The organism is Paracoccus limosus (assembly GCF_009711185.1).
Lineage (GTDB): Bacteria > Pseudomonadota > Alphaproteobacteria > Rhodobacterales > Rhodobacteraceae > Paracoccus > Paracoccus limosus.
The window spans coordinates 1-22,912 of sequence record NZ_WMIF01000002.1; the positions used below are offsets into that span (position 1 = coordinate 1).

Consider the following 22,912-nt stretch of genomic DNA (forward strand, 5'->3'; position numbering starts at 1 on the left):
CGCCCGCCCCGGTGCCGTCGCCGCGCGCGGCTTCCAGCACCAGCCCCGGTTGCCGCCCGCCGCGCAGCGCCAGATAGACCTCGGCCAGCAATTCGCTGTCCAGAAGCGCGCCGTGCAGCGTCCGGTTCGAGTTGTCGATGCGAAAGCGCCGGCACAGCGCGTCCAGCGTGTTCTGTGCCCCCGGAAACTGGCTGCGCGCGATCTCCAGCGTGTCCACGGCGCGGGCATAGGGCATCACCGGATAGCCGGCGGATTTCAGCTCCCAGTTCAGGAATTTCATGTCGAACTGGGCGTTGTGGATCACCAGCTTGGCATCCTCGCCGATGAACTCGACGAACCCGGCCGCCACCTCGGCGAATTTCGGCTTGTCGCGCAGGAAATCGTCGCCAAGCCCGTGCACCGCAAAGGCCTCCTGCGGCATCGCCCGCTCGGGGTTGATATAGACGTGATAGGTCTGCCCGGTGGGCAGGTGGTTCATCAGCTCGACCGCGCCGATCTCGACGATCCGGTCGCCGGTGGCGGGGTCAAAGCCGGTGGTCTCGGTATCCAGAACGATCTCACGCATGTGGGGCTTTTGCCATGATCGCGGCGCAGATGTCCACGATGGCGGCCCGCGCGCCCTCCAGCGTCTCCGAAGGGATCACCCAATCCGCCCGCGCGCGCTTTTCGGCATCGGGCATCTGCCGCGACAGGATCAGCGCCAGCCCCGCCGCGTCCATGCCGGGCCGGGCCAGCACGCGGGCGCGCTGCACCTCGGGCGGCGCCGAGACGACCGCCACCCCGTCCATCTGCCCCTGCATGGCGTTTTCGTAAAGCAGCGGCACGTCCAGCACGATGATCGGCGCCCCGGCATGGCGGGCGATGAACCCGGCCCGGTCCTGCGTCACCAGCGGATGCACGATCGCCTCCAGCCGGGCAAAGCCCGCAGGCTCGGCGGCCAGCCGCGCCTTCAGCGCCACGCGGTCCACCGCACCACCCTGTACCACGCCCGGAAATGCCGCAGCGACCGGCGCCACCGCCGCCCCGCCCGGCGCATAAAGCGCATGGACGGCGGCATCGGCATCCCAGACCGGATGGCCCAGATCGCGGAACATGCCGGCGGCGGTCGATTTGCCCATGCCGATGCTGCCGGTCAGGCCCAGAAGAAAGCCCATCGCCTAGCCCAGAACGGCGGCGCGCAACGCCTCGTCGACCTCGGGGCGATGGCCGAACCAGCGCTCGAACCCCGGCGCGCCCTGGTGCAACAGCATCCCCAGCCCGTCGACGATCTCGCAGCCGCGGGCCTGCGCCTCGGCCAGAAACGGCGTGATCAGCGGCGTATAGACCAGATCGGTGACCAGCGTGCCCGGCGCCAGCGCGTCCAAAGCCACGCGCAGCGGCGGCTTGCCCACCATGCCCATCGAGGTCGCGTTGACCACGGTCAGCGCGCCCTCCAGCATGGCGCCGGCATCGTCCCAGTCATAGACCACCACCTTGGCGCCGAATTCGCTGCGGATCTGTTGGGCGCGCAGGCGGGTGCGGTTGGTGATGCGCAGTTCCGGCACGCCGCTTTCCAGCAGCGAGGCGACCACGGCCCGCGCCGCCCCCCCGGCACCGATCACCGCCGCCGGTCCCAGATCCGGGATCCAGCCCGGCGCGTTCTGCCGGATATTGGCGATAAAGCCATAACCGTCGGTATTGTCGGCATGGATGGTGCCATCGGGACGAAAGATCAGCGTATTGGCGGCGCCGATCAGCGCGGCGCGGTCGGTGACCACATCGGCCAGCGCCAGCACCGCCTCTTTATGGGGAATGGTGACATTGGCGCCGACAAAGCCCATGCGCGGCATGGTGTGCAGCACCTCGGCCAGATGCTCGGGTGCGACAGCGACCGGGACGTAATGGCCCTTGATGCCATAGCGCGCCAGCCAATGCCCGTGCAGCGCCGGCGACCGCGAATGCGCGATCGGCCAGCCCAGCACCCCGGCGATCGGCACCTGCGGCGGCGGGTTTGCGGTCTGGTTCTGGCTGTCCGATGTCATGCGGCCCCCCCTTCGTCTCCGGGCGTGCGCCGCCCGGTCATGCATTCCTGCCCGCGTGCCGCCGCGGGTCAAGCGTTACGCGCTATTCGACGCCGATGGCGGCCATGCTGCCTTCCTCGACCAGATCGGCCAGGGTCAGGCTTTCGATCAGCAGCAGATAGGACCAGAACACCTGCCCGAACATTTTGCGCAGCCGGCAGGTCGCCTCGTCGTCGCAATCCTCGCAGCGCTGATAGGACCGGCGCGACAGGCAGGGCAGCGGCGCGATCGGACCATCGACCTGACGCAGCAATTCGCCGATGGAAATCTCCTTCGGCTGCTTGATCAGCACATAGCCGCCGGCCCGCCCGCGACGCGAGCCGACATAGCCCGCATTGCGCAGTTCCAGCATGATATGTTCAAGAAACCGCTTTGGCGCGCCCGAGCGCGTGGCGATCTCTTCGATCGTCAGCGCATTTCCGCCTGCGGCCACTTCATCAGCAAGCGCCATCAGCGCCTTGATGGCATATTTTGTCTTCTGCGAGATCATGGAAAATCAATAATGATCGCCGTCGCAGCTTGCAATGATTTCGCCGAAAAACTCGGCGTGTGAGGGCACGGAACGCAGGACTATCGTCAAAGCGTTATAATTCTGACACATTGCCGGCGCATTCCGTGTCGGCAACACGAAGGAGGACGATCATGCGCATTGCTGTTCTGGGGGGCGACGGCTTCGTCGGCTGGCCAACCGCCCTGCACCTGTCGAACCTGGGCCATGACGTCCATATCGTCGACAACCTCTCGCGCCGCTGGATCGACACTGAACTGGGCGTGCAGTCGCTGACGCCGATGGATTCGATTCAGGAACGTTGCCGGATCTGGCATCAGCAGACCGGCCGCCGCATCCATTTCCACCTGCTGAACCTCGCCACCGAATACGAGCGGCTGAAACAATGGCTGGCCGAGACCCGCCCCGATGCGGTGATCCATTTCGCCGAACAGCGCGCCGCGCCCTATTCGATGAAGACCGACCGCCACAAGGTCTATACCGTCAACAACAACACCAACGCGACGCATAACCTGCTGGCGGCGCTGGTGGAAACCGGCATCGACGCGCATCTGGTCCATCTGGGCACCATGGGCGTCTATGGCTATTCCTCGGTCGGCGCGCCGATCCCCGAAGGCTATCTGGACGTGCAGATCGATACGCCCACCGGCCCGCGCGAACAGCAGATCCTTTATCCGACGCGGCCCGGCTCGGTCTATCACATGACCAAGTCGCTCGATCAGATCCTGTTCCAGTTCTACGCCCAGAACGACGGTCTGCGCATCACCGACCTGCATCAGGGCATCGTCTGGGGCACGCATACCGACCAGACCCGCCGGCACGAACAGCTGATCAACCGTTTTGACTACGATGGCGATTACGGCACCGTGCTGAACCGCTTCCTGATCCAGGCCGCCATCGGCTATCCGCTGACCGTGCATGGCACCGGCGGCCAGACCCGGGCCTTTATCCACATTCAGGATTCGGTGCGCTGCATCGAGCTGGCGCTGCAAGACGCGCCTGCGGCGGGCGAGCGTGTCCGCATCTTCAACCAGATGACCGAAACCCACCGCGTTCGCGATCTGGCCGAAATGGTCGCCCGGCTGGCCGGGGCCGAGGTCGCCTATCTGCCGAACCCCCGCAAGGAGGCCGAGGAAAACGACCTGATCGTCAAGAACGATCAGTTTCTGGCGCTGGGTCTGAAGCCGATCACCTTGGCCGAGGGGCTGTTGTCCGAAGTGGTCGAGGTGGCGCGCAAATACGCCCATCGCATCGACCGCTCGCGCGTGCCGGCGGTCTCGGCCTGGACCAAGGACATCGCCAAGCGCATCGATCACGACCCCGAGGGCAAAAGGCTGCGTTCCGTATCGTGACCACCGGACTGCATCTGACAGGCAAGGCGCGGTCCGACCGCGCCTTCGTCACGCTGGCGACCAACCCCGATTACGTCACCGGGGCGATGGCGCTGTTCAAATCCCTGATCCGCACCGGCACCACCGCCGATCTGGTGCTGCTTTATACCGACCTGCCGCCGGATCTGATCGACGGGCTGTGTACGCTCGGTGTACGCGTGGTGCACGCAGATCTGCTGCCCACTTCCAGCGATTTCAACGCTTTGCATGCCCGTGACCGGGTGCATGGCATCGCCCCCTTCACCAAGGGCGAAAAGCCGCCTTTCCACACGCCGCTCGACAACTTCGTCAAGCTGCGCCTCTGGCAGCTGGATTACGCGCGCGTGGTCTTTATCGATGCCGACGCCATCGTGCTGCAAAACATCGACCGGCTGTTTGACTACCCGGAATTCTCAGCCGCGCCAAATGTTTACGAAAGCCTCGCGGATTTTCACCGCCTGAATTCCGGCGTGTTCACCGCCCGTCCGTCGCAGGACACCTTCGCCCGGATGCTGGCGGCGCTGGATCAGCCCGGCACCTTCTGGCGCCGCACCGACCAAAGCTTTCTGGAGACGTTTTTCCCGAACTGGCACGGCCTGCCGGTCTTTGACAACATGCTGCAATATGTCTGGCTGAACCTGCCGCAACTCTGGCGCTGGCAGGACATCCGCGTGCTGCACTATCAGTATGAAAAACCTTGGCAAAATCACGCCAAGGCCGATGCCCTGCGCCCCTTGATCGACCTTTGGCACGCGCATGCCGGCGACGGCCCGGTGCCCGATCTGGCCGACCTGCCGGACCCGCCGCAACCATGAAAATCGCCCTGACCGGAGCCTCTGGCCTCTTGGGCCGCTGGATCGCCCGCGCAGCCATCGCAGCGGGCCATGACATCGACCCCCTGCCCGGCTGGCGCCTTGGTCAGCCCGTTGATCTGACGGGAAAAGACGCGCTGATCCATGCCGCCTTCCAGCACGTCCCCGGCCGCTATCGCGGCGGCGAAGGCGACGATCCCGATGGTTTCGTGCAGGCCAACCTGCAGGGAACGCTGGATCTTTTCCAGTCCGCCCGTGATCAGGGCGTGGGCCGGGTGCTGTTCTTGTCCTCTCGCGCCGTCCATGACGGCCACGACCCCGGGACCGACCTGACCGACAACCTGCCCCCCGCGCCGATCAACCTTTACGGCGAGGTCAAGGCGCAGGCCGAGGCGGTTTTGGCCCAGATGGCCGGCCCCGATTTCCGCACCGCCAGCCTGCGCCCAACCGGCGTCTTTGGCCCCGGCAAGCCGCAGAAATGGGCCGGCCTCATCCGCGATTTCATCGCCGGCCGCCCGGTCCCGCCCCGCGTCGCGACCGAGGTGCATGGCGCCGATCTGGGCGATGCCGCGCTGCTGGTGCTGGGCGATCCGGGCATGTCCGGCAGCTATAACGTCAGCGATATTCTGCTGGATCATCATGAGCTTCTGTCGGGCGTGGCCGTCCTGACCGGCAGCCCGCATCCGCCGCCGATGCGCTCGGATGCCGGGGTTTTGCGCGTGCCCCTCTGCGACCGGCTGCACGATCTGGGCTGGCAACCCGACGGGCTTTTGCGCCTGCACCAAGACCTTCCCGCCATTATCGAGGACGCCCTATGACCGTCGATTACGCCGAACTGGCCCGGACCCTGCGCAGCCTGACGCATGGCGAAACCGACGAGGTGGCGCTGATGGCGACGCTGGCCTGCGAGATCCATCATGCCGACGACCGCTTCGACTGGACCGGCTTTTACCGCGTCACCGAACCCGATACGCTGAAGATCGGCCCCTATCAGGGCGGCCATGGCTGTCTGGTGATCCCGCTCTCGCGCGGGGTCTGCGGCGCGGCAGCGCGGACGCGCGAAACCCAGCTGGTGCCGGATGTCGATGCCTTTCCCGGCCATATCGCCTGCGCCAGTTCGACCCGCTCCGAGCTGGTGATCCCTGTCATCGGCGCGGCGGACCGGCTGATCGGCGTCCTTGACATCGACAGCAACCAGCCCGACGCTTTCACCCAGGAAGACGCCGACCGCCTGCGGGAGATTCTGGATGAGTGCTTCGGACGAGGTTGAATTCACCGGCCATTGCCTGTGCGGCGAGATCCGCTTTCACGGCACCCATGACGCGACAAACGACCTGAAGGCCTGCCATTGCAGCCAGTGCCGGCGCTGGTCGGGGCATTACTGGGCGGCGATCCTGCCGAAATCCCTGACCATCAAGGGCACGCCAAAATGGTATCGCGCCTCGGATTTCGCCCGGCGCGGCTTTTGCGGCAATTGCGGCTCGTCGCTGTTCTGGCAGCATGACGACAGTGACATCATCGACGTGGCGGCGGGCGCCATCGACAGCCCGACCGGCCTGCATTTGCTGGGCCATATCTTTGTCGCCGACAAGGGCGACTATTACGAGATCGCCGACGGCCTGCCGCAGGACCCGGCCGAGAATTGACGCGCCGCCCCGCGCATAGCATTACCCCGGCCCAGCGAGGTGCGCGATGATCTGGGACACGATGGCGAATTTTCCGGTGCAGCAAGTGCTGGCCTTTATGGCCGGCGCCTTGGCGCTGAACCTGACGCCGGGACAGGATGTGGTCTTTGCCAGCGCCAGCGGCATTCAGGGCGGGCCGCGCGCCGGGGCTTTGGCCGGGCTTGGTGTCGGGATCGGTGGCATGGTGCATGTGGCTTTGGCGGCGGTCGGTCTGGGCGCACTGGTCGCGGCGCATCCGGGCGCGCTGCTGGCGGTGAAATATGCCGGCGCGGCCTATCTGGCGCTGCTGGCGTGGAAAAGCTGGCGCGCGACGGCACCGGCCGGCGGCGCGCGCATCGCTCGCGGTGGCTGGGAGGTGCTGGCGCGCGGGGCGCTGTCGAACCTTCTGAACCCCAAGCCGGTGCTGTTCCTACTGGCCTTCCTGCCGCAATTCACCCGGCCCGAATATGGGCCCATCGGCCAGCAAATTCTGGGCCTTGGACTGATGTTCGTCTGCTCGGGCACCTTGGTCACCATGGGCTATGGCATCGCCGCCGGGCTCGCCGGCAAGGCTCTGGCAGCGCGGATGCGGGTGATGAACCGCGTGGCCTCGGTGCTGTTTGCGGGGTTGGCGCTGCGGATGGTCTGGAAATGAGCTTTGTCTATCAACCGACCGAGGAACAGCCGCAGGTCATCCATGCCGATCACGAGGTGCTGGTGGTCAACAAGCCCTCGGGCCTTTTGTCGGTGCCGGGCCGGGGCGAGGATCGCGCCGATTGCCTGATCGAGCGGCTGCGGGGGGCTTTTCCGACCGTGCTGCTGGTGCACCGGCTGGATCTGGATACCTCGGGCGTGATGGTCTTTGGCCTGACGCCGCATGCGCAGCGGCATCTGTCCAGGCAGTTCGAGGAACGGCGCACGAAAAAGACCTATCTGGCGCGGCTCTGGGGCCGGCTGGAGCCCAAGACCGGCACGGTCGATCTGCCGCTGATCGTCGACTGGCCGAACCGCCCCCGGCAAAAGGTCGATCATGCCGAGGGCCGGCCGGCCCAGACCGACTGGCGCGTGGTCCGGGCCGATGACCGCGAAACCCGGGTGCGGCTGATGCCGCTGACCGGGCGCAGCCACCAATTGCGCGTGCATATGGCGGAACTGGGCCATCCGATCCTTGGCGATCCGCTTTATGCCTCGGGCGCGGCGGCGGATTTCCCGCGGCTGATGCTGCATGCCGAAACCCTGCGCTTCAAGCACCCCGAAACCGGGGTCATGCTGGGCTTTTCGGCACCCGCGCCGTTCTAGGCACCCTATCCTTGCCGGCGCGGCCCCCGCACGCCAATCTGGGCCAGACAGCGGAACCCCAGCTGCTCGGGCGGGTTGAGCGGGCGAATGGCAAAGGGGAGGCAGAGATGTCCGAGATCGCAATGAGTCGCCGGAACGCGCTGCTGCTGGCGGGATCCATGCCGGCCCTGCTGGCGGTGCCGGCCGTGGCCCAAACTGCGCCAGCGTCTGCGGCGCCGGGGTTTCAGGGCCGGGTGCATGCCTTTCGGCTGGGCGGGTTCGAGCTGGTGACGGCGCTGGCCGGCAGCGGCCGCAATGACGATCCCATCGGCACCTTCGGGCTGGACATCCCGCCCGAGACCTTTGCCAAGGTCAGTGCCGAGAATTTCATCCCCTCGGACTGGGCCGCAGGCTCGTTCACGCCGGTTCTGCTGCGCGGCCCCGAGGGGTTGGTCCTGTTCGACACCGGCATGGAGCCCGCCCATACGCGCGCCGCTTTGGCCCTGGCCGGGGTCAAGCCCGAGGACATCGGCCATGTCGTGCTGACCCATATGCACCCCGACCATATCGGCGGGCTGATGGAGGGCGACGCCCCTGTCTTTGCCGGCGCGCAGCTGATCGCCCCGCAGGCCGAGGCCGAATACTGGGCCGCCAACCCGACCGAGGCCTATAAGGCCAAAGTCGCGCCGTTGATCGGCAAGGCGCGGCTGATCGGGGACGGTGACGAGATCTTGCCCGGCGTGCGCGCCGAGGCCGCCCACGGCCATACGCCGGGGCACACCACCTATCTGCTGGAAAGTCAGGGGAAAAAGCTGCTGCTGACCGGCGACAGCTTCAACCATTACGTCTGGTCGGTGCAGCATCCCGAATGGCACGTGCGTTTCGACGTGGACAAGGTGATGGGCGCGGCCACCCGCCGCCGCGTGCTGGTGCGGCTGGCCAATGAACGCATCCCCTTTGTCGGCTATCACATGCCCTTCCCGGCGGTGGGCTTCATCGCCCCGAACAGCGCCGGCGCATGGCGCTATGTGCCTGCCACCTATCAATTCACCTGAGACCAAGGAGACTGCCTTGCCGCAAGATGCAATCCCGCTGCTGGCCCTGAACGATGGCAGCGACATTCCGGCCGTAGGATTCGGCACCTACAAGCTGAACGGTCAGGCCGGGGTTGCGGCCATGGTGGGCGCGATAGAGGCGGGCTACCGGCTGCTTGATTCGGCCTTCAACTATGAAAACGAGGGTGCCGTGGGCGAGGCGGTGCGACGCTCGGGGCTGGCGCGCGGCGATTTGCGCATCTGCTCGAAACTGCCGGGCCGGCGCCAGCACCATGCCGAGGCCATCGCCACCATCGAAGAATCGCTGCTACGGGCCGGTCTGGACTATTACGACCTCTACCTGATCCACTGGCCGAACCCGAGGCAGGGCCTTTACGTCGAGGCGTGGCGGGCGATGATCGAGGCCCGCGAACGCGGGCTGATCCGTTCGATCGGGGTGTGCAATTTCCTGCCCGAGCATCTGCTGACGCTAGAGCGCGAAACCGGGGTGCTGCCCTCGGTCAACCAGATCGAGTTGCATCCCTATTTCCCGCAGGACGAACAGCTGGCCTTTAACAGCGCGCATGGCATCGCCACCGAAAGCTGGAGCCCTTTGGGTCGCGGCCGCGAGATCATGGACGAGCCGGTGGTGCAGCAGATCGCGCAACGGCTTGGCCGCAGCGGCGGGCAGGTGGTGTTGCGCTGGCATGTCCAGCGCGGCGCGGTGCCGATCCCGAAATCCGCAGACCCCGGGCGGCAGCGCGAAAATCTGTCGCTGTTCGATTTCGAACTGACGCCCGAGGATATGCAGGCCATCGCGACGCTGGCGCGCCCCAATGGCCGGCTGAAGGGGCAGGACCCCGCGACTTACGAGGAATTCTGACCCAGGTTGAAGACGCGACCGGGTTGCACCTCGCCGCCCATGTAGCGGCCGATGCACAGCGCCTGTCCGTTGCGGCTGACCCAGACCTCTTCGCCGAATTCGGCATGGCCCAGCACCTGACCGGGATTGCCGTTCAGGATGCGCGTGGCACCGATGTCGGTCGCCTGCATCTGCGGCAGGTCGTTTAGCGCGGCGTGCAGCGGCAGCAGCGCGGCCTCGATCTCGGCCTGATTGGCACGGTCGATGCGGTCAAAGGCGATGCCGTCCTGCGCGTCGAACGGGCCGGACCAGATCCGGCGCAGATGCGCGACATGGCCAAGGCAGCCCAGGGCCCGGCCCAGATCGCGGGCGATGGCGCGCACATAGCCGCCCTTGCCGCAGACCATGCGCAGATCGGCGCTGTCGGGTGTCGTCCCCAGCAATTCCAGCGATTCCACCCACAGCGGGCGGGCGGCCAGCTCCAGCTTCTCACCTTCGCGGGCAAGGTCATAGGCGCGCTCGCCCTCGACCTTGACGGCCGAGACATTGGGCGGCACCTGCATGATCTCGCCGGTAAAGACGGGCAGGGCGGCGCGGATCGCATCGGCATCCGGGCGATTGTCGCTGGATTTCAGCACCGCGCCCGAGGCGTCGTCGGTCGCCGTCTCGGCGCCCCAGTTCACGGTGAAATCATAGGCCTTCAGCGCCTCGGTCAGGATCGGCACAGTCTTGGTCGCCTCACCCAGCGCGATGGCCAGAACGCCGGTCGCATCCGGGTCCAGCGTTCCGGCATGGCCGGCCTTTTTCGCGTCCAGCGCCCAGCGGACCTTGCCGACCACATCGGTCGAGCCGACGCCGGCCGGCTTGTCCACGATCAGCCAACCGTGGATCTCGCGCCCTTTTTTGCGTGCCATTATTCCTGTTCCGTATAGCCGATGATCGGTCCCAGCCGCCGCCCGAAGTCGGCGCGGTTGAGCGCGGGGGCATACAGCCTTGAGATCGAGCCGTCAAAGTAAAGCGCATCGCGCGCCCCTAGCCCGTCGCGGAACAGCCGGCCGAATTCGTGGAAGGTCACGGCGCGGTCGGAAATCGCGAACCACACCGTCTGGCCATCGGGCGAGACGCCGACGCTGTTCCGGATATAGCGGCTGTCGCTGTCGGCCAGAAACCGCGGATGCAGCGCGCCGTCGATGACCAGCATCGGTCCCGATTGCGTGGCGATGCGGCATTGCGGCCGGGCCTTGGCGAAGGCGCGGCTTTCGATGACCTGATAGGGCCGCTTGCCACCGGCGCAAAAGACACCGTTCGGCAGCATGCCGAAATTGCCGTCGCCGCCTGCGGTCACCAGATCGCCGGCCTTCTCGCCATCGCTGATGTAAAGGCCGACCGGCTGGTAATCGGGATGATACATGCCGGCATTCATCGCAAAGGCCAGCACCTGCCCCTGCGGCAGGTTGCGGCGCACACCGCTGAAATCGCCCAGCACCTTGCCGTCCGGGCCGTTCAGCCACAGCTTCAGCCCCGGTTCCTGTGCGCCGTCCAGCGTGCAGACGACATAGCCCTGCCCGTCGAAATCACGCTTTTCGCAAATCCCGGCCACGGCGGGCAGGGTCATCGCGATCAGCGCGCCGATCGCCAGCCCCAGCCGGCGCTTCAGCTCAATCCTCATCGCTCTCGTCGTCGCGGGCGTCGTCGTCCTGGCCCTCGATATCGCGGCGCACGCGTTCATCGGCGAACAGCCGCCGTGTGTCGTCCATGCGGTCGAAGGTCTCGTCCAGCACGAAACGCAGCTGCGGCGCGTATTTCAGCGTCATCGCCTTTGACACAAGATGCCGCAGCTCGGGCGCATTGCGGCGCAGCGCGGCCAGCGCATCCTTGGCGCCCTGCCCGCCCAGAGGCAGGACATAGGCCGTCGCGACCTTCAGATCGGGCGAGGTGCGCACCTCGCCCACGGTGATCGAATGCCGGTTCAGGTCCGGGTCATGAACATCCCCGCGGGCGAGGACATCGGAAAGCGTGCGGCGGATCAATTCGCCCACGCGAAGCTGACGCTGCGAGGGACCATTGCCGGAATGAAAGCGGTTCTGTGCCATGGGGCCAGATGTAGGGGGTCGCGGGCCGGGCCGCAACGGGATAGAACGGGCGCAAAGCAAGGGGGCGGGCATGGACAAGCCGGGAATCGTGATCACGGGCGCCTCGGGGCGCATGGGACAGATGCTGATGCGCACGGTGCTGGCCTCGGATCAGGCGCGGCTGGTGGGGGCGGTGGTGCGCCCGGGCAGCGGCTGGATCGGGCGCGACGTGGGCGAGGCGATGGGCGGCGCGCCGGTCGGCGTGATCGCCACCGATGATGCGGTCGAGGCCATCGCCCCGGCACAGGCGGTGATCGATTTTACCACGCCCGAGGCGACGCTGGCCTTTGCCGAGCTGACCGCGCAGGCCCGCGCCGTGCATGTCATCGGCACCACCGGCTTTTCCGACGCCCAGCTTGTCGCGCTGAAACCCGCCGCGCGCCACGCCCCGATCATCCGCGCCGGCAACATGAGCCTGGGCGTCAACCTGCTGGTCGGGCTGACCCGCAAGGTGGCCGCCGCCCTGGGCGAGGATTGGGACATCGAGGTGGTCGAGGCGCATCACAACCGCAAGGTCGATGCCCCCTCGGGCACCGCGCTGATGCTGGGCGAAGCCGCAGCCGAGGGGCGCGGCACCACTCTGGCCGATCTGCGCACCCCTGCGCGCGAAGGCATCACCGGCGCCCGCGAAAAGGGCAGCATCGGCTTTGCCGCCATTCGTGGCGGCGATGTGGTGGGCGAACATGACGTGATCTTTGCCACGGCGGGCGAACGGGTGGTGCTGCGCCATCTGGCCACCGACCGGGCGATTTTCGCGCGAGGCGCGCTGCGCGCCGCGATCTGGGGGCAGGACAAGGGGCCGGGTGAATATGACATGGCGGATGTGCTTGGCCTCTGACCCCGGCGCGCTTAGGTTGAGGCCATGACCCTGCTTGCGACGCTTGACCCCGCCGATGCCGATCTGACCGCCTGTCTGGGCCGGGTAATGGCCGCCGTGCTGAAACCCGGCGACACCGTTGCCCTGCAAGGCCCGGTCGGCGCCGGTAAGACGCATTTCGCCCGCGCCTTCATCCGCGCTCGTCAGGGCGATCTGGCCGAAGACGTGCCCAGCCCGACCTTTACCCTGGTCCAGACCTATGTCGACCCGCTGGGGACCGAGATCTGGCACGCAGATCTTTACCGCCTGACCCATCCCGACGAGCTGGCCGAGCTGGGTCTGGACGATGCGATGCGTGATTCGATCGTGCTGATCGAATGGCCCGACCATGGCGGCCCCCTGCCCGATCCGCTGACGATCGCGCTGGACCCGCATGCGGATTTCCCCGAATTGCGCCGCATCACCCTGTCGGGCAGCGAGGCGCGCTGGGGCTTTGCCACCCGCCTGCCGGCCATTGCCCGGCTGATCCATCGCGCCGGCTGGGTCGAGGCGCGGCTGATCCCGCTGGCGGGAGATGCCTCGTCGCGGCGCTATTTCCGCCTGCTGGACGGGGACCGCAGCGCCGTCCTGATGGATGCCGCCCCCGGCACCACCGATGGCTATGTCGCGATGACGCAATGGCTGCGGCACCGCGATTTCCACGCGCCCGAGATTCTGGCTGCCGACCAGCACGAGGGGCTGCTGCTGCTGGAAGACCTGGGCGATGATCTGGTGGCCCGCGTGCTGGCCGAGACGCCCGCGCTGGCACCCCGGATCTATGACCGCATGACCGATCTGCTGGTCGATCTGCACCGCCATGCGCCGCCGGATTTCGTGCTGCGGCTGGACGGGCCCGAGCTGGCGCGTCAGGTCACGCTGTTTGCCGATCACTATCCCGCCGCCGTGGGCGCGCCGGGTCTGGGCGCCGGCATCGCCCCCGCCATCGAGGCGCTGCATGCCGAATTGTGCGAAGGCATCGCTCCGGTGCTGGGTCTGCGCGATTTCCATGCCGAGAACCTGATCTGGCGCGGCGATGCGCCTTTGGGCGTGCTGGATTTTCAAGACGCGGTGGCGGTGCATCCGGCCTATGATCTGGTGTCGGGCCTGCAGGACGCGCGCCGCGATGTCGCGCCCGAGATCGAGGCCGCGCAGATCGCGCGCTATGTCGCCGCGACCGGGCTGGACGACCCCCGGTTTCGCGCCGCCTATGCGCTTTTGGGCGCGCAGCGCAACCTGCGCATCATAGGCATCTTTACCCGGCTGGCGCAGCGCGACGGCAAGCGGCGCTATCTGGCCTTCATGCCTCGGGTCTGGGCCGCAATCCAGCGCGATCTGGCGCATCCGGCGCTGGCGCCTCTGGCGCAGGCGATGCAGGGCATCCCGGAGCCTTCGGCCGAGGTGATCGAGGGCATCCTCGCATGAGCCTGCCGGTGATGATCTTTTCCGCCGGCAAAGGCACGCGCATGGCGCCGCTGACCGATGTGACGCCGAAACCGCTAATCCCGGTGGCGGGTCGCACGCTGTTGGACCGGGCGCTGGATCTGGCCCGCGCGGCCGGGGCCGGGCCCTTTGTCGTCAATATCCACCATCTGGGCGGCCAGATCCGGGATCACATCGGCGATCAGGCGCAGATCTCGGACGAATCCGATCTGCTGCTGGAAACCGGCGGCGGGTTGCGCAAGGCCCTGCCCCTGCTGGGCGCCGGGCCTGTGATCACAATGAATCCGGATGTGGTCTGGACCGGGCCGAACCCGATCTCGGCCCTGCTCGATGCATGGGATGACGACATGCACGCGCTGCTGATGCTGGTGCCGATCACCCGCACTCATGGCCGCCAAGGCCCCGGAGACTTCAGCCTCGACGCCGAAAAGCGCCTGATCCGCAAGGGCGATCTGGTCTATGGCGGCGTGCAGATCATTCGCCCCGACCGGCTGGAGGAGATCCCGGACGAGGTGTTTTCGCTGAACCGGCTCTGGGACATGCTGATCGCCGAGGGGCGGGCCTATGGGCTGATCCACAGCGGCGCATGGTGTGACGTCGGCCGGCCCGATTGCATCCCGCTGGCCGAGGGGCTGCTGCGTGGCTGAGTGGGAAAACGGGCTTTACGCCCTGCCCTGCGGCGCGGATTTTCCCGGCGCCTTTGCCGATGGGCTGATCGCCCGGATGCGCGCCCGCCCGCCGCAGGACATGGCGCGGGTCACGGTCTATGCGAACTCGGGCCAGTCGCTGATGGCCCTGCGCGAGGCGCTGATCTGGCGCGGGCCGATCGTGCTGCCGCAACTGCGGCTGATCGCGGATCTGGGCGGTGGCGGGGCCACGGCGCCCTTGGCGCGCCGGCTGGAACTCGGGCGTCTGATCGACGCCGCGCTGCGCGCCCAGCCCGATCTGGCGCAGGGGCAATCGGTGCCGGAACTGGCCGCCTCGCTGGCCGGGCTGATGGCCGAGATGCAGCTGGAAGGTCTGGATGCCGAGGCGCTGGACCGCATCGACGCCAGCGACCACGCACAGCATTGGGGCCGCGCGCTGGCCTTTCTGAAGATCGCCGCCTGCTACTATCTGTCGGACCCGCCGCAGGATCGCGAAAGTCGCCAGCGCGCGGCTGCCGAGCAGCTTGCCGAGGTATGGGCGCGGGGCGAGATGCTGCCGCAGGGGCCGGTGGTCGTCGCAGGCTCGACCGGCTCGCACGGGGCGACGCGGGATTTCATGCGCGCGGTGGCGCGGCTGCCGATGGGGGCCGTGGTGTTGCCGGGCTTCGATGCCGACATGCCCGCCGCGATCTGGGACAGTCTGGACGCGCGGGCCGAGGATCATCCGCAGGCGCGCTACGCCCCCTTTGTCGCGGAATTCGGCCCGCCCCGGGCCTGGGTCGAGGGGGCGGCGCCTGACCCCGCGCGCAACCAACTGATATCTTTGGCCTTGCGCCCTGCCCCGGTGACCGACCAATGGATCACCGAAGGCCCGGCCCTGGGCCCACTGATCCCCGCGACCCGGAACCTGAGCCTGATCGAGGCCGAGCAGCCCGCGCAGGAGGCCGAGGCGATTGCCCTGACCATCCGCGAGGCGGTCGGGCGCGCCCAGCCGGTGACGCTGATCGCCGCCGACCGCATGCTGACCCGGCGCGTGCAATCGGCGCTGGACCGCTGGGGCATCATCCCGGACGATTCCGCAGGCCAGCCCCTGCCCCTGACCGCACCCGGCCTGTTCCTGCGCCATGTCGCCGACCTCTATGGCGCCGAGCTGATGATCGACGGCCTGCTGGTCTTGCTGAAACATCCGGTCACCGCGACCGGCCTTGGCGCCGATTACCGGCGTGATCACAACCGCCACAGCCGCGATCTGGAACTGCATCTGCGCAAGCATGGCCCGGCCTTTCCGGATGGCGCGGCGCTGCGCGACTGGGCCGAAAAGGGCGACGAGAAAAGCAAGCCCTGGGGCCTGTGGCTGGCGGGCCTGCTGGACCGGATCGTGCCCTTGGCACAGGACCGCGCCGCGCGTCCGCTGGCGCAGCGGCTGGCCGATCTGCACGCTCTGGCCGAGGATCTGGCTGCCGGTCCCGCCGGCAGCGTCGAGGCGTCCGAGCTTTGGGCTAAGGCTTCGGGCGGGCTGGCGCGCGGGGTGCTGGCGCAGCTTGCCGACCATGCCCATCTGGGCCATGACCTGCGCCCCGGAGAGTTCCGCGATCTGCTCTACGAGCAATTGCAGGGTCAGGCCGTGCGTCAGGACGTGGCTTCGCATCCTCTGGTGCGGTTTCGCGGCCCGCGCGAGGCCCGAACCGAGGCCGTGGGCGAGGTCGCGGGACTGGTCGTGCTGGCCGGCCTGAACGAAGGGGGCTGGCCGCAGGCGCTGCCACCGGACCCGTGGCTGTCGCGGCCCATGCGCTCGGCCGCCGGGCTGACCTTGCCGGAACGCCGCGTCGGGCTGGCCGCGCATGACTTTCAGCAGGCGGTCGGCGCCGCCGAGGTGGTGCTGACCCGCGCCCGCCGCGATGCCGAGGCCGAGACGATCCCCTCGCGCTGGCTGAACCGGCTGACGAACCTTCTGGGCGGCCTGCATGCGCAGGACGGTCCCGCCGCCTTGCTGGCGATGCGCGCGCGCGGCCAGCACTGGCTGGCACTGGCCGAGATGCAGTCCCGCCCCGGGGCGTGCATTCCCGCCGCCCGCCGCCCGGCACCGATCCCGCCGCCGCCCGCGATGGCCGAGATGTCGGTGACCGAGGTCAAGACCCTGATCCGCGACCCCTATGCCCTCTATGCCCGCCGCGTGTTGGGCCTGTCGGCGCTGGACCCGCTGCGCCCGGAACCCAATGCGGCCGAGCGTGGCAATGTCCTGCACGAGATCATGGACCGCTTTTTGCGCGGCCTGCCCGACCTGCCGGAAACGCCCGAGGCGATGAAGGCGCGGCTGCTTGTGATCACGGATGAGGTGCTGGCGCGCGACGTGCCATGGCCCTCGGCCCGGCTGTTCTGGCGCGCGCGGATTGCCGGGGTGGCCGACCGGCTGATGTCCGACGAAGCGGCGCGGCTGACCGAGGGGCGTCCGGTGCTGATCGAGGACCGGGGGGCGCTGGTCGTTCCGGGCATGGAGTTTCGGCTGAAGGCCACACCCGACCGGCTGGACCTGCTGCAGGATGGCCGGGTTCAGGTCTATGACTATAAATCCGGCAAGCCGCCGACCGACAAGCAGGTCGCGCATTTCGACAAGCAATTGCCGCTGGAGGCCGCGATGGTCGAGCTGGGCGCCTTTGGCAAGCTGGGCCCTGCCGAGGTCGCGGGCATCAGCTACATCCAGCTGGGCGGCGAGGGCAAGACCGAGGCGCGTGATTTCGGCCCGGGCCAGGCCCTTGAAACATGGGCCGGCTTCGTCAACCTGATCGGGCAGTATCTGCGCGGCGAGCGCGGCTTTGTCGCGCGCCTTGCCATGGAGCGCAGCGACCATGCCAGCGATTACGACCACCTGTCGCGCCATGGCGAATGGGACGTGACCGAAGCGGCCCGGCCCCAGAGGTTCCGCGATGGCGATTGATTTCGACGAGGCGACGCGGGCGCAGATCCGGGCGGCGGACCCGCTGCGCTCGACCTGGCTGACGGCGAATGCCGGCTCGGGCAAGACGCGGGTGCTGACCGACCGGGTCGCGCGGTTGCTGCTGGCGGGCACCGCGCCCGAGCGCATCCTGTGCCTGACCTATACCAAGGCCGCCGCCAGCGAGATGCAGAACCGCCTGCTGAAACGTCTGGGCGAATGGGCCATGCTGCCCGAGCCCGCGCTGCGCGCCGAACTGTCGGGTCTGGGCGAAAGCGCTGCGCCCGATCTGCCGGCGGCGCGTCGGCTGTTTGCCCGCGCCATCGAGACGCCGGGCGGGCTGAAGGTGCAGACCATCCACAGCTTCTGCGGCGGTGTCCTGCGGCGCTTTCCCATCGAGGCCGGCGTGCCGCATGGCTTTACCGAGCTTGACGATCGCAGCGCCGCGCTGATCCGTGCCGAGATCATCGAGGACATGGCGCGCGAGAACGATCCCGCGCTGCAAGACCTGCTGGCTCTGCATTCAGGCGAGAACCTCGATGCATTCCTGTCCGGTTTGCGGGGGTTCGAGGCCCCCGCGGACCGGGACGCCATCTGGGCGGCCTGTGGCCTTGCCCCGGGGGCCGAACTGCCGGACCTGCTGCGTCAGGTCTTTGGTGATGGCGCGCTGGTCGTCGCCGCGCTGATCCCGCATCTGCTGAAAGGCAGCACCAATGACCAGAAGGCGGCAGCAAAGCTTTTGCCGGGCAACTGGACCGCGCCGGGGCTGGCCGAGCTGGTTGTTCTGGAATCCGTGCTGCTGACCGGGGCAACCGCCAAAGAACCTTTTGCCCCGAAATACGACACCTTCCCGACCAAGGCGCTGCGGCAGGGCTCTTGCGCGGCGCTGATCGACGATCTGGCGATCCTGATGGAGCGGGTGGCGGGTGCGCGATTCACCCGTGTCGCGCTGGGCCATGCCGACAAGACCCTGGCGCTGCACCGCTTTGGCCATGCGTTCCTGACCCGCTACCGGGCCGAAAAGGCAGCGCATGGTCATCTGGATTTCGACGATCTGATCGAACGCACCGCCCGTCTTTTGTCGGAAAACAGCATGGCGCAATGGGTGCTGTTCCGGCTGGACGGCGGCATCGACCACATTCTGGTCGACGAGGCGCAGGACACCAGCCCGGCGCAATGGCAGGTGATCCAGCGGCTGACGGATGAGTTCACCTCGGGGCAGGGCGCGCGCGACCAGAACCGCAGCCTGTTCGTGGTCGGCGATCCGAAACAGTCGATCTATTCCTTTCAGGGCGCCGATATTGCCGTGTTCGAGGCGCGTCGCGCCGGTTTCGCCGCAGGCTTTGCCGCGGTTGAAAATCCGATGCAGGTGTTGGAGCTGCGGCACAGTTTCCGCAGCTCGACCGCAATCCTGGGTCTGGTCGATCAGGTCTTTGCCGGCGAGGCGGCGCGGGGGCTTGGCGATCCGCCGCGCCATCTTGCGTTCCGGGCCGCGATGCCGGGGCGGGTGGATCTGTGGCCGCCGGTGCCGAAACCCGACAAGCCAGAGCCTGGCGACTGGACCGATCCGGTCGATCAGCCGGCAGAGAACTCGGAAACCACGCAACTGGCCCGCGCCATTGCCCGGTCGGTGGCGGGAATGCTGGGCCAGCCAATCTTTGACACCAAGACCGGCGGCGCGCGCGGGATCCGTGCCGGCGATGTGCTGATCCTCGTGCAGCGCCGCTCGGAGCTGTTTGCCGAGATCATCGCGGCGCTGAAGGCGGCGGGCCTGCCGGTGGCGGGCGCCGACCGGCTGAAGCTGGCCGGCGAGATGGCGGTCAAGGACATTCGGGCCGTGCTGTCGGTTCTGGCCACGCCCGAGGATGATCTGGCGCTGGCCGCCGCGCTGCGCTCGCCCCTGTTCGGGCTGAACGAGCACGAGCTTTACCGGCTGGCGCAGGGCCGCAAGCGCGGCGAATACCTGTGGCGGCGGCTGCGCGACAGCACGCATCGCGCGGCGGTCGAACTGCTGTCGGATCTGATGGGCCAGACCGGCTTCATGCGGCCCTTTGATCTGATCCAGCGCTTGCTGGTCCGGCATGGCGGGCACGCGCGCCTGATCGGCCGGCTGGGCCCCGAGGCGCAGGATGGCATCGATGAACTGTTGTCGCAGGCGCTCAGCTACGAATCCAGCGAGACGCCTTCGCTGACGGGCTTTTTGGTCTGGCTCTCGGGCGACGATGTCGAGGTGCGCCGCCAGCCCGGCAGCGCCGGTGACGGCGAGGGGCTGATCCGGGTGATGACGGTGCATGGCTCGAAGGGTCTTGAAAGCCCCATCGTCATCATGCCCGACAGCGCCAAGCGCCGCGCCCCACGCGAGGCGCCGGTGCTGGCCGGTCCGCAGGGGCTGTCATTGTGGCGAGGCCGCAAGGGGGAACGGCCCGAGACGGTCGAGGAACTGGCTGAGGACCAGACGCGCCGCCAGCTGGAAGAGCGCAAGCGGCTGCTTTACGTCGGCCTGACCCGCGCGGAAAGCTGGCTGATCGTCGCGGCGGCGGGGGAAACCGATGCCGAAAGCTGGCATGGCCTGGTCGAGGCGGGCATGGGCCGCTGCGAGCTTGCCGAAAGCCGGATTCCGGCCGAGTGGGGCGGCGAAATCCGCCGGCTGTCCTTTGGCGACTGGCCCAAAACCGCGCCGGAAACCCAGCGGCGCGAGCGAGCGGCTGTAGAGCGGCCGGAATGGCTGGATGCAGCCTTGCCGCCGGCGCCGGTAAAGCGCCGGGCGGTGGCCGCGACCTCGCTGGGCGGGGCCAAGGTGATGCAGGCCGGGGCAGGGGACGCGGCTGCGGCGATGCTGTTTGGCACCCGCCTGCACCTGCTGCTGGAGCATCTGCCGGGCCGGAGTGCAGCAGACTGGCCCCGGATCGCGCGCGACGTGCTGGGCGATGCCGAGGGCGGCTTGCCCGACCCCGAGGCGCTGGCCGCGCTGCTGGCCGAGGCGGGCGAGGTGATCGGCGCGCCCGATCTGGCCGAGGTCTTTGCCCTGCCCGATGGCGCCGAGGTTCTGCGCGAAATGGCGCTGGCCGCGCCCGTGCCGGGGATCGGCATGTTGTCGGGCACCATCGACCGGCTGGTGATTTCAGACGCGGGCCTGCTGGCGGTGGACTACAAATCGAACCGCGATGTGCCCGACCGGCCCGAGGCAGTGCCGCAGGGCATCCTGCGCCAGATGGCCGCCTATCGCGCTGCGCTGCGCCAGATCTGGCCGGCTGCCGACTGCCGGATGGCGGTGCTGTGGACGGCGACGCGCCACCTGATGGCGCTGCCCGATGGGCTGCTGGATGATGTGATGGCGGCCCTTGACCATGCCCCCTCGGGTGCCTAGCTGTTTCAGGACATTCCTGCCGGCTGCAGGCCGGCACTTCCAGGAGATCCCCCGATGGCCAATACCCAAGCCGTTTCCGACGCCGACTTCGATGCCGAAGTGCGTCAGTCCGACACGCCCGTCGTCGTCGACTTCTGGGCCGAATGGTGCGGCCCCTGCCGCCAGATCGGCCCGGCGCTTGAGGAACTGGCCGCCGAATATGAAGGCAAGGTCAAGATCGTCAAGGTGAACGTGGACGAGAACCCGGAAAGTCCGGCGGCGCTGGGCGTGCGCGGCATTCCGGCACTGTTCCTGTTCAAGGGCGGCGAGGTCGTCTCGAACAAGATCGGCGCCGCGCCGAAGGCCGCGCTGAAAGCCTGGATCGACTCGGAGATCTGAACCGGGGATGGCCGGTGCGGCGGCTCAGATCGGCCAGCCGCCCCGGCGCATCGCCGCAAGGATCCTGTCGCCGGCCTCGGGTCTGGTGGCGTTGATCGCCTGCTGTTGCAGGAACCAATACAGATAAAGGTCGAAATCCGGGCGATGGGTTTCGGCCTTTTTCAATGCCGGCCCGGTGTCGAGCTCGGCGACGTTCAGCGCGATATGGTGAAAGTCGATCTGGCCGAACAGCACCGCCGGCTTGCCCAGCAGATAGCCGTCAAAGGCCACGGCGCTGTTCTGGGTGGCGACAAAGGCGCATTGCCGCAAAAGCTGCATGGTGTCGCCGCCGATGGTCAGGTTCGCGTGGCGCGCCGCCAGTGATGCCAGCGCGGCGTGATCGGCGTCCTCATAGCGTTCCTTTGGATGTAGCGTCGCGACGCAGGGCCTGCCGGTTTCGGCGGTGCGGCGCACCATCTCGACCGGGCTCATGGTCTGGAAGCTGCGGCATTTGCGGATCACGCCTTGCAGCGGGATCAGGATGGGGCCGTCGAAGCCGGGGGCCGGGCCGGGCAGCACGCGCGCGCGCAGCGCATCGGCAAAGCGGCGCGCTTCGGCCGGGTCGATGGTGGACGGGTCAAACTGCGACCGGGCCACGGCAAAGCGCCAGCGCTGCTGCACCGGCTCGATCTGCCAGAACGGATAGTGATAAGCGCGGCGAAAGGTCAGGGCGCGGTCATGCGTCGGCGCCTCGGCGTGAAACAGCGCATAGCCGTCGCATTCGGGGGCGCGGCGGCGGGCCTCGTCCGAGGTCTGCTGCCATTCGAGCTGCCAGCCGGCGCCTTCGACGCTGGCTTTCAGCACGTTCAGAAAGTTGAACGTGCCGGCGCGGGCCGAGGCCAGCATTTGCGGTTCCAGATAGACGCGCAGGATCATGGCGGCAGGCTAGCCGTCCCGCGCCCGCGGCGAAAGGGGGGCGGCTTGCGAAAGGGGGCGGGCAGCCATATCTGATCGGGCGAGACGAAAGCGGAGAAACCGATGTCCGATGAGAAATTCCCCGGCTGGCACGGCACCACCATTCTGGCGGTGCGGCGCGGCGGCAAGGTGGTCGTGGCCGGCGACGGTCAGGTCAGCGTCGGCCAGACCGTGATGAAGGGCACCGCCCGCAAGGTGCGCCGGCTGAAGCCCGGCGGGCATGACGTGGTGGTGGGCTTTGCCGGCTCGACCGCCGATGCCTTTACGCTGCTGGAACGGCTGGAGAAGAAACTGGAATCGGCGCCGGGGCAATTGGCGCGGGCCTGTGTCGATCTGGCCAAGGACTGGCGCATGGACAAATATCTGCGCAATCTGGAGGCCATGCTGATCGTGACCGACGGGCGCGACATTTTCGTGGTGACCGGGGCTGGCGACGTGCTGGAGCCCGAGCATGACGTGGCGGCCATCGGCTCGGGCGGAAATTACGCCCTGGCTGCGGCGCGCGGGCTGATGGCCAGCGATCTGGATGCCGAGGGCGTCGCGCGCAAGGCCATGGCGATCGCCGCCGATATCTGCGTCTATACCAATGGCAACCTGACGGTCGAGGTTCTGGGATAA

The 22,912-nt window shown here is 67.8% G+C and carries 24 protein-coding genes; 16 read left to right on the plus strand and 8 right to left on the minus strand.

Annotated elements, in window-relative coordinates:
- The 4 genes from dnaQ to GL279_RS01715 all read right to left on the minus strand — a co-directional run.
- On the minus strand, positions 1-565 hold a 565-nt coding region (dnaQ, locus tag GL279_RS01700), incomplete at its 3' end, for a DNA polymerase III subunit epsilon (RefSeq protein ID WP_155062895.1).
- Positions 558-1,154, minus strand: a complete 597-nt coding sequence (gene coaE / locus GL279_RS01705; protein WP_155062896.1) for a dephospho-CoA kinase — start codon at positions 1,152-1,154, stop codon at positions 558-560. The genes coaE and dnaQ, both read right to left, overlap by 8 nt.
- 3 nt (positions 1,155-1,157) lie before the next feature.
- Positions 1,158-2,021, minus strand: coding sequence for a shikimate dehydrogenase (locus GL279_RS01710; protein ID WP_155062897.1), 864 nt, complete (start codon positions 2,019-2,021; stop codon positions 1,158-1,160).
- An 82-nt stretch (positions 2,022-2,103) separates the two neighbouring features.
- Positions 2,104-2,550: an RrF2 family transcriptional regulator gene (locus GL279_RS01715; RefSeq protein WP_155062898.1), complete on the minus strand. Its 447-nt coding sequence runs from the start codon at positions 2,548-2,550 to the stop codon at positions 2,104-2,106.
- 152 nt (positions 2,551-2,702) lie between these two features.
- Between GL279_RS01715 and GL279_RS01720 the strand changes: the two genes are divergently transcribed.
- The 9 genes from GL279_RS01720 to GL279_RS01760 all read left to right on the plus strand — a co-directional run bounded on the left by GL279_RS01720 (position 2,703) and on the right by GL279_RS01760 (position 9,609).
- The gene (locus tag GL279_RS01720) at positions 2,703-3,920 is read left to right on the plus strand and encodes an NAD-dependent epimerase/dehydratase family protein (RefSeq protein WP_155062899.1); all 1,218 of its coding nucleotides are present in this window, start codon (positions 2,703-2,705) and stop codon (positions 3,918-3,920) included.
- Positions 3,917-4,753 carry a glycosyltransferase gene (locus GL279_RS01725; protein ID WP_425495598.1) on the plus strand — a complete coding sequence of 279 codons (837 nt, stop codon included), beginning with the start codon at positions 3,917-3,919 and terminating at the stop codon, positions 4,751-4,753. Before GL279_RS01720 ends, GL279_RS01725 begins: the two co-directional genes overlap by 4 nt.
- The gene (locus GL279_RS01730) at positions 4,750-5,568 is read left to right on the plus strand and encodes an NAD-dependent epimerase/dehydratase family protein (protein WP_155062900.1); all 819 of its coding nucleotides are present in this window, start codon (positions 4,750-4,752) and stop codon (positions 5,566-5,568) included. The genes GL279_RS01725 and GL279_RS01730 overlap by 4 nt, the downstream gene beginning before the upstream one ends.
- Entirely contained in the window at positions 5,565-6,020 is a 456-nt protein-coding gene (locus tag GL279_RS01735) for a GAF domain-containing protein (RefSeq protein WP_155062901.1), read from the plus strand. Before GL279_RS01730 ends, GL279_RS01735 begins: the two co-directional genes overlap by 4 nt.
- Positions 5,998-6,396: a GFA family protein gene (locus GL279_RS01740; protein WP_155062902.1), complete on the plus strand. Its 399-nt coding sequence runs from the start codon at positions 5,998-6,000 to the stop codon at positions 6,394-6,396. The genes GL279_RS01735 and GL279_RS01740 overlap by 23 nt, the downstream gene beginning before the upstream one ends.
- A gap of 46 nt (positions 6,397-6,442) precedes the next feature.
- Positions 6,443-7,069, plus strand: a complete 627-nt coding sequence (locus tag GL279_RS01745) for a LysE family translocator (RefSeq protein ID WP_155062903.1) — start codon at positions 6,443-6,445, stop codon at positions 7,067-7,069.
- On the plus strand, positions 7,066-7,713 hold the full coding sequence (locus GL279_RS01750; RefSeq protein ID WP_155062904.1) for an RluA family pseudouridine synthase: 648 nt from the start codon (positions 7,066-7,068) through the stop codon (positions 7,711-7,713). The genes GL279_RS01745 and GL279_RS01750 overlap by 4 nt, the downstream gene beginning before the upstream one ends.
- Positions 7,714-7,820: 107 nt before the next feature.
- Positions 7,821-8,747 (plus strand): MBL fold metallo-hydrolase, encoded by a 927-nt coding sequence (locus GL279_RS01755; protein ID WP_170293899.1) that lies wholly within the window; start codon positions 7,821-7,823, stop codon positions 8,745-8,747.
- A gap of 16 nt (positions 8,748-8,763) precedes the next feature.
- Positions 8,764-9,609, plus strand: coding sequence for an aldo/keto reductase (locus tag GL279_RS01760; RefSeq protein WP_155062905.1), 846 nt, complete (start codon positions 8,764-8,766; stop codon positions 9,607-9,609).
- Here the strand turns inward: GL279_RS01760 and truB are convergent.
- The 3 genes from truB to rbfA are packed head-to-tail and all read right to left on the minus strand — an operon-like array spanning position 9,594 to position 11,681.
- A complete protein-coding gene (gene truB / locus GL279_RS01765) occupies positions 9,594-10,502 on the minus strand; it encodes a tRNA pseudouridine(55) synthase TruB (RefSeq protein ID WP_155062906.1) in 909 nt (302 codons plus the stop codon). The two genes, GL279_RS01760 and truB, sit on opposite strands and share 16 nt — an antisense overlap.
- Positions 10,502-11,257, minus strand: a complete 756-nt coding sequence (locus tag GL279_RS01770; RefSeq protein WP_155062907.1) for a phosphodiester glycosidase family protein — start codon at positions 11,255-11,257, stop codon at positions 10,502-10,504. Before GL279_RS01770 ends, truB begins: the two co-directional genes overlap by 1 nt.
- Positions 11,247-11,681: a 30S ribosome-binding factor RbfA gene (gene rbfA / locus GL279_RS01775; protein WP_155062908.1), complete on the minus strand. Its 435-nt coding sequence runs from the start codon at positions 11,679-11,681 to the stop codon at positions 11,247-11,249. The genes GL279_RS01770 and rbfA overlap by 11 nt, the downstream gene beginning before the upstream one ends.
- Positions 11,682-11,751: 70 nt before the next feature.
- On the opposite strand from rbfA, the gene dapB reads away from it, so the two are divergent.
- From dapB to trxA, 6 genes are read left to right on the plus strand one after another with little or no spacing between them, the layout of a single operon-like run.
- Positions 11,752-12,558 (plus strand): 4-hydroxy-tetrahydrodipicolinate reductase, encoded by an 807-nt coding sequence (gene dapB / locus GL279_RS01780; protein WP_155062909.1) that lies wholly within the window; start codon positions 11,752-11,754, stop codon positions 12,556-12,558.
- A gap of 24 nt (positions 12,559-12,582) precedes the next feature.
- On the plus strand, positions 12,583-13,998 hold the full coding sequence (gene tsaE / locus GL279_RS01785; RefSeq protein WP_155062910.1) for a tRNA (adenosine(37)-N6)-threonylcarbamoyltransferase complex ATPase subunit type 1 TsaE: 1,416 nt from the start codon (positions 12,583-12,585) through the stop codon (positions 13,996-13,998).
- A complete protein-coding gene (locus tag GL279_RS01790; RefSeq protein ID WP_211371239.1) occupies positions 13,995-14,663 on the plus strand; it encodes a nucleotidyltransferase family protein in 669 nt (222 codons plus the stop codon). Before tsaE ends, GL279_RS01790 begins: the two co-directional genes overlap by 4 nt.
- Entirely contained in the window at positions 14,656-17,598 is a 2,943-nt protein-coding gene (gene addB / locus GL279_RS01795; protein WP_343039681.1) for a double-strand break repair protein AddB, read from the plus strand. Before GL279_RS01790 ends, addB begins: the two co-directional genes overlap by 8 nt.
- Positions 17,588-20,962 carry a double-strand break repair helicase AddA gene (gene addA, locus GL279_RS01800; protein WP_155062911.1) on the plus strand — a complete coding sequence of 1,125 codons (3,375 nt, stop codon included), beginning with the start codon at positions 17,588-17,590 and terminating at the stop codon, positions 20,960-20,962. Before addB ends, addA begins: the two co-directional genes overlap by 11 nt.
- A 54-nt stretch (positions 20,963-21,016) precedes the next feature.
- Entirely contained in the window at positions 21,017-21,340 is a 324-nt protein-coding gene (gene trxA / locus GL279_RS01805) for a thioredoxin (RefSeq protein ID WP_155062912.1), read from the plus strand.
- Positions 21,341-21,364: 24 nt separating this feature from the next.
- Here the strand turns inward: trxA and GL279_RS01810 are convergent, their stop codons facing one another.
- Positions 21,365-22,255 (minus strand): hypothetical protein, encoded by an 891-nt coding sequence (locus tag GL279_RS01810; protein ID WP_155062913.1) that lies wholly within the window; start codon positions 22,253-22,255, stop codon positions 21,365-21,367.
- 102 nt (positions 22,256-22,357) lie between these two features.
- Here GL279_RS01810 and hslV point away from each other — a divergent pair, with 102 nt between their 5' ends.
- Positions 22,358-22,912: an ATP-dependent protease subunit HslV gene (hslV, locus tag GL279_RS01815; RefSeq protein ID WP_155062914.1), complete on the plus strand. Its 555-nt coding sequence runs from the start codon at positions 22,358-22,360 to the stop codon at positions 22,910-22,912.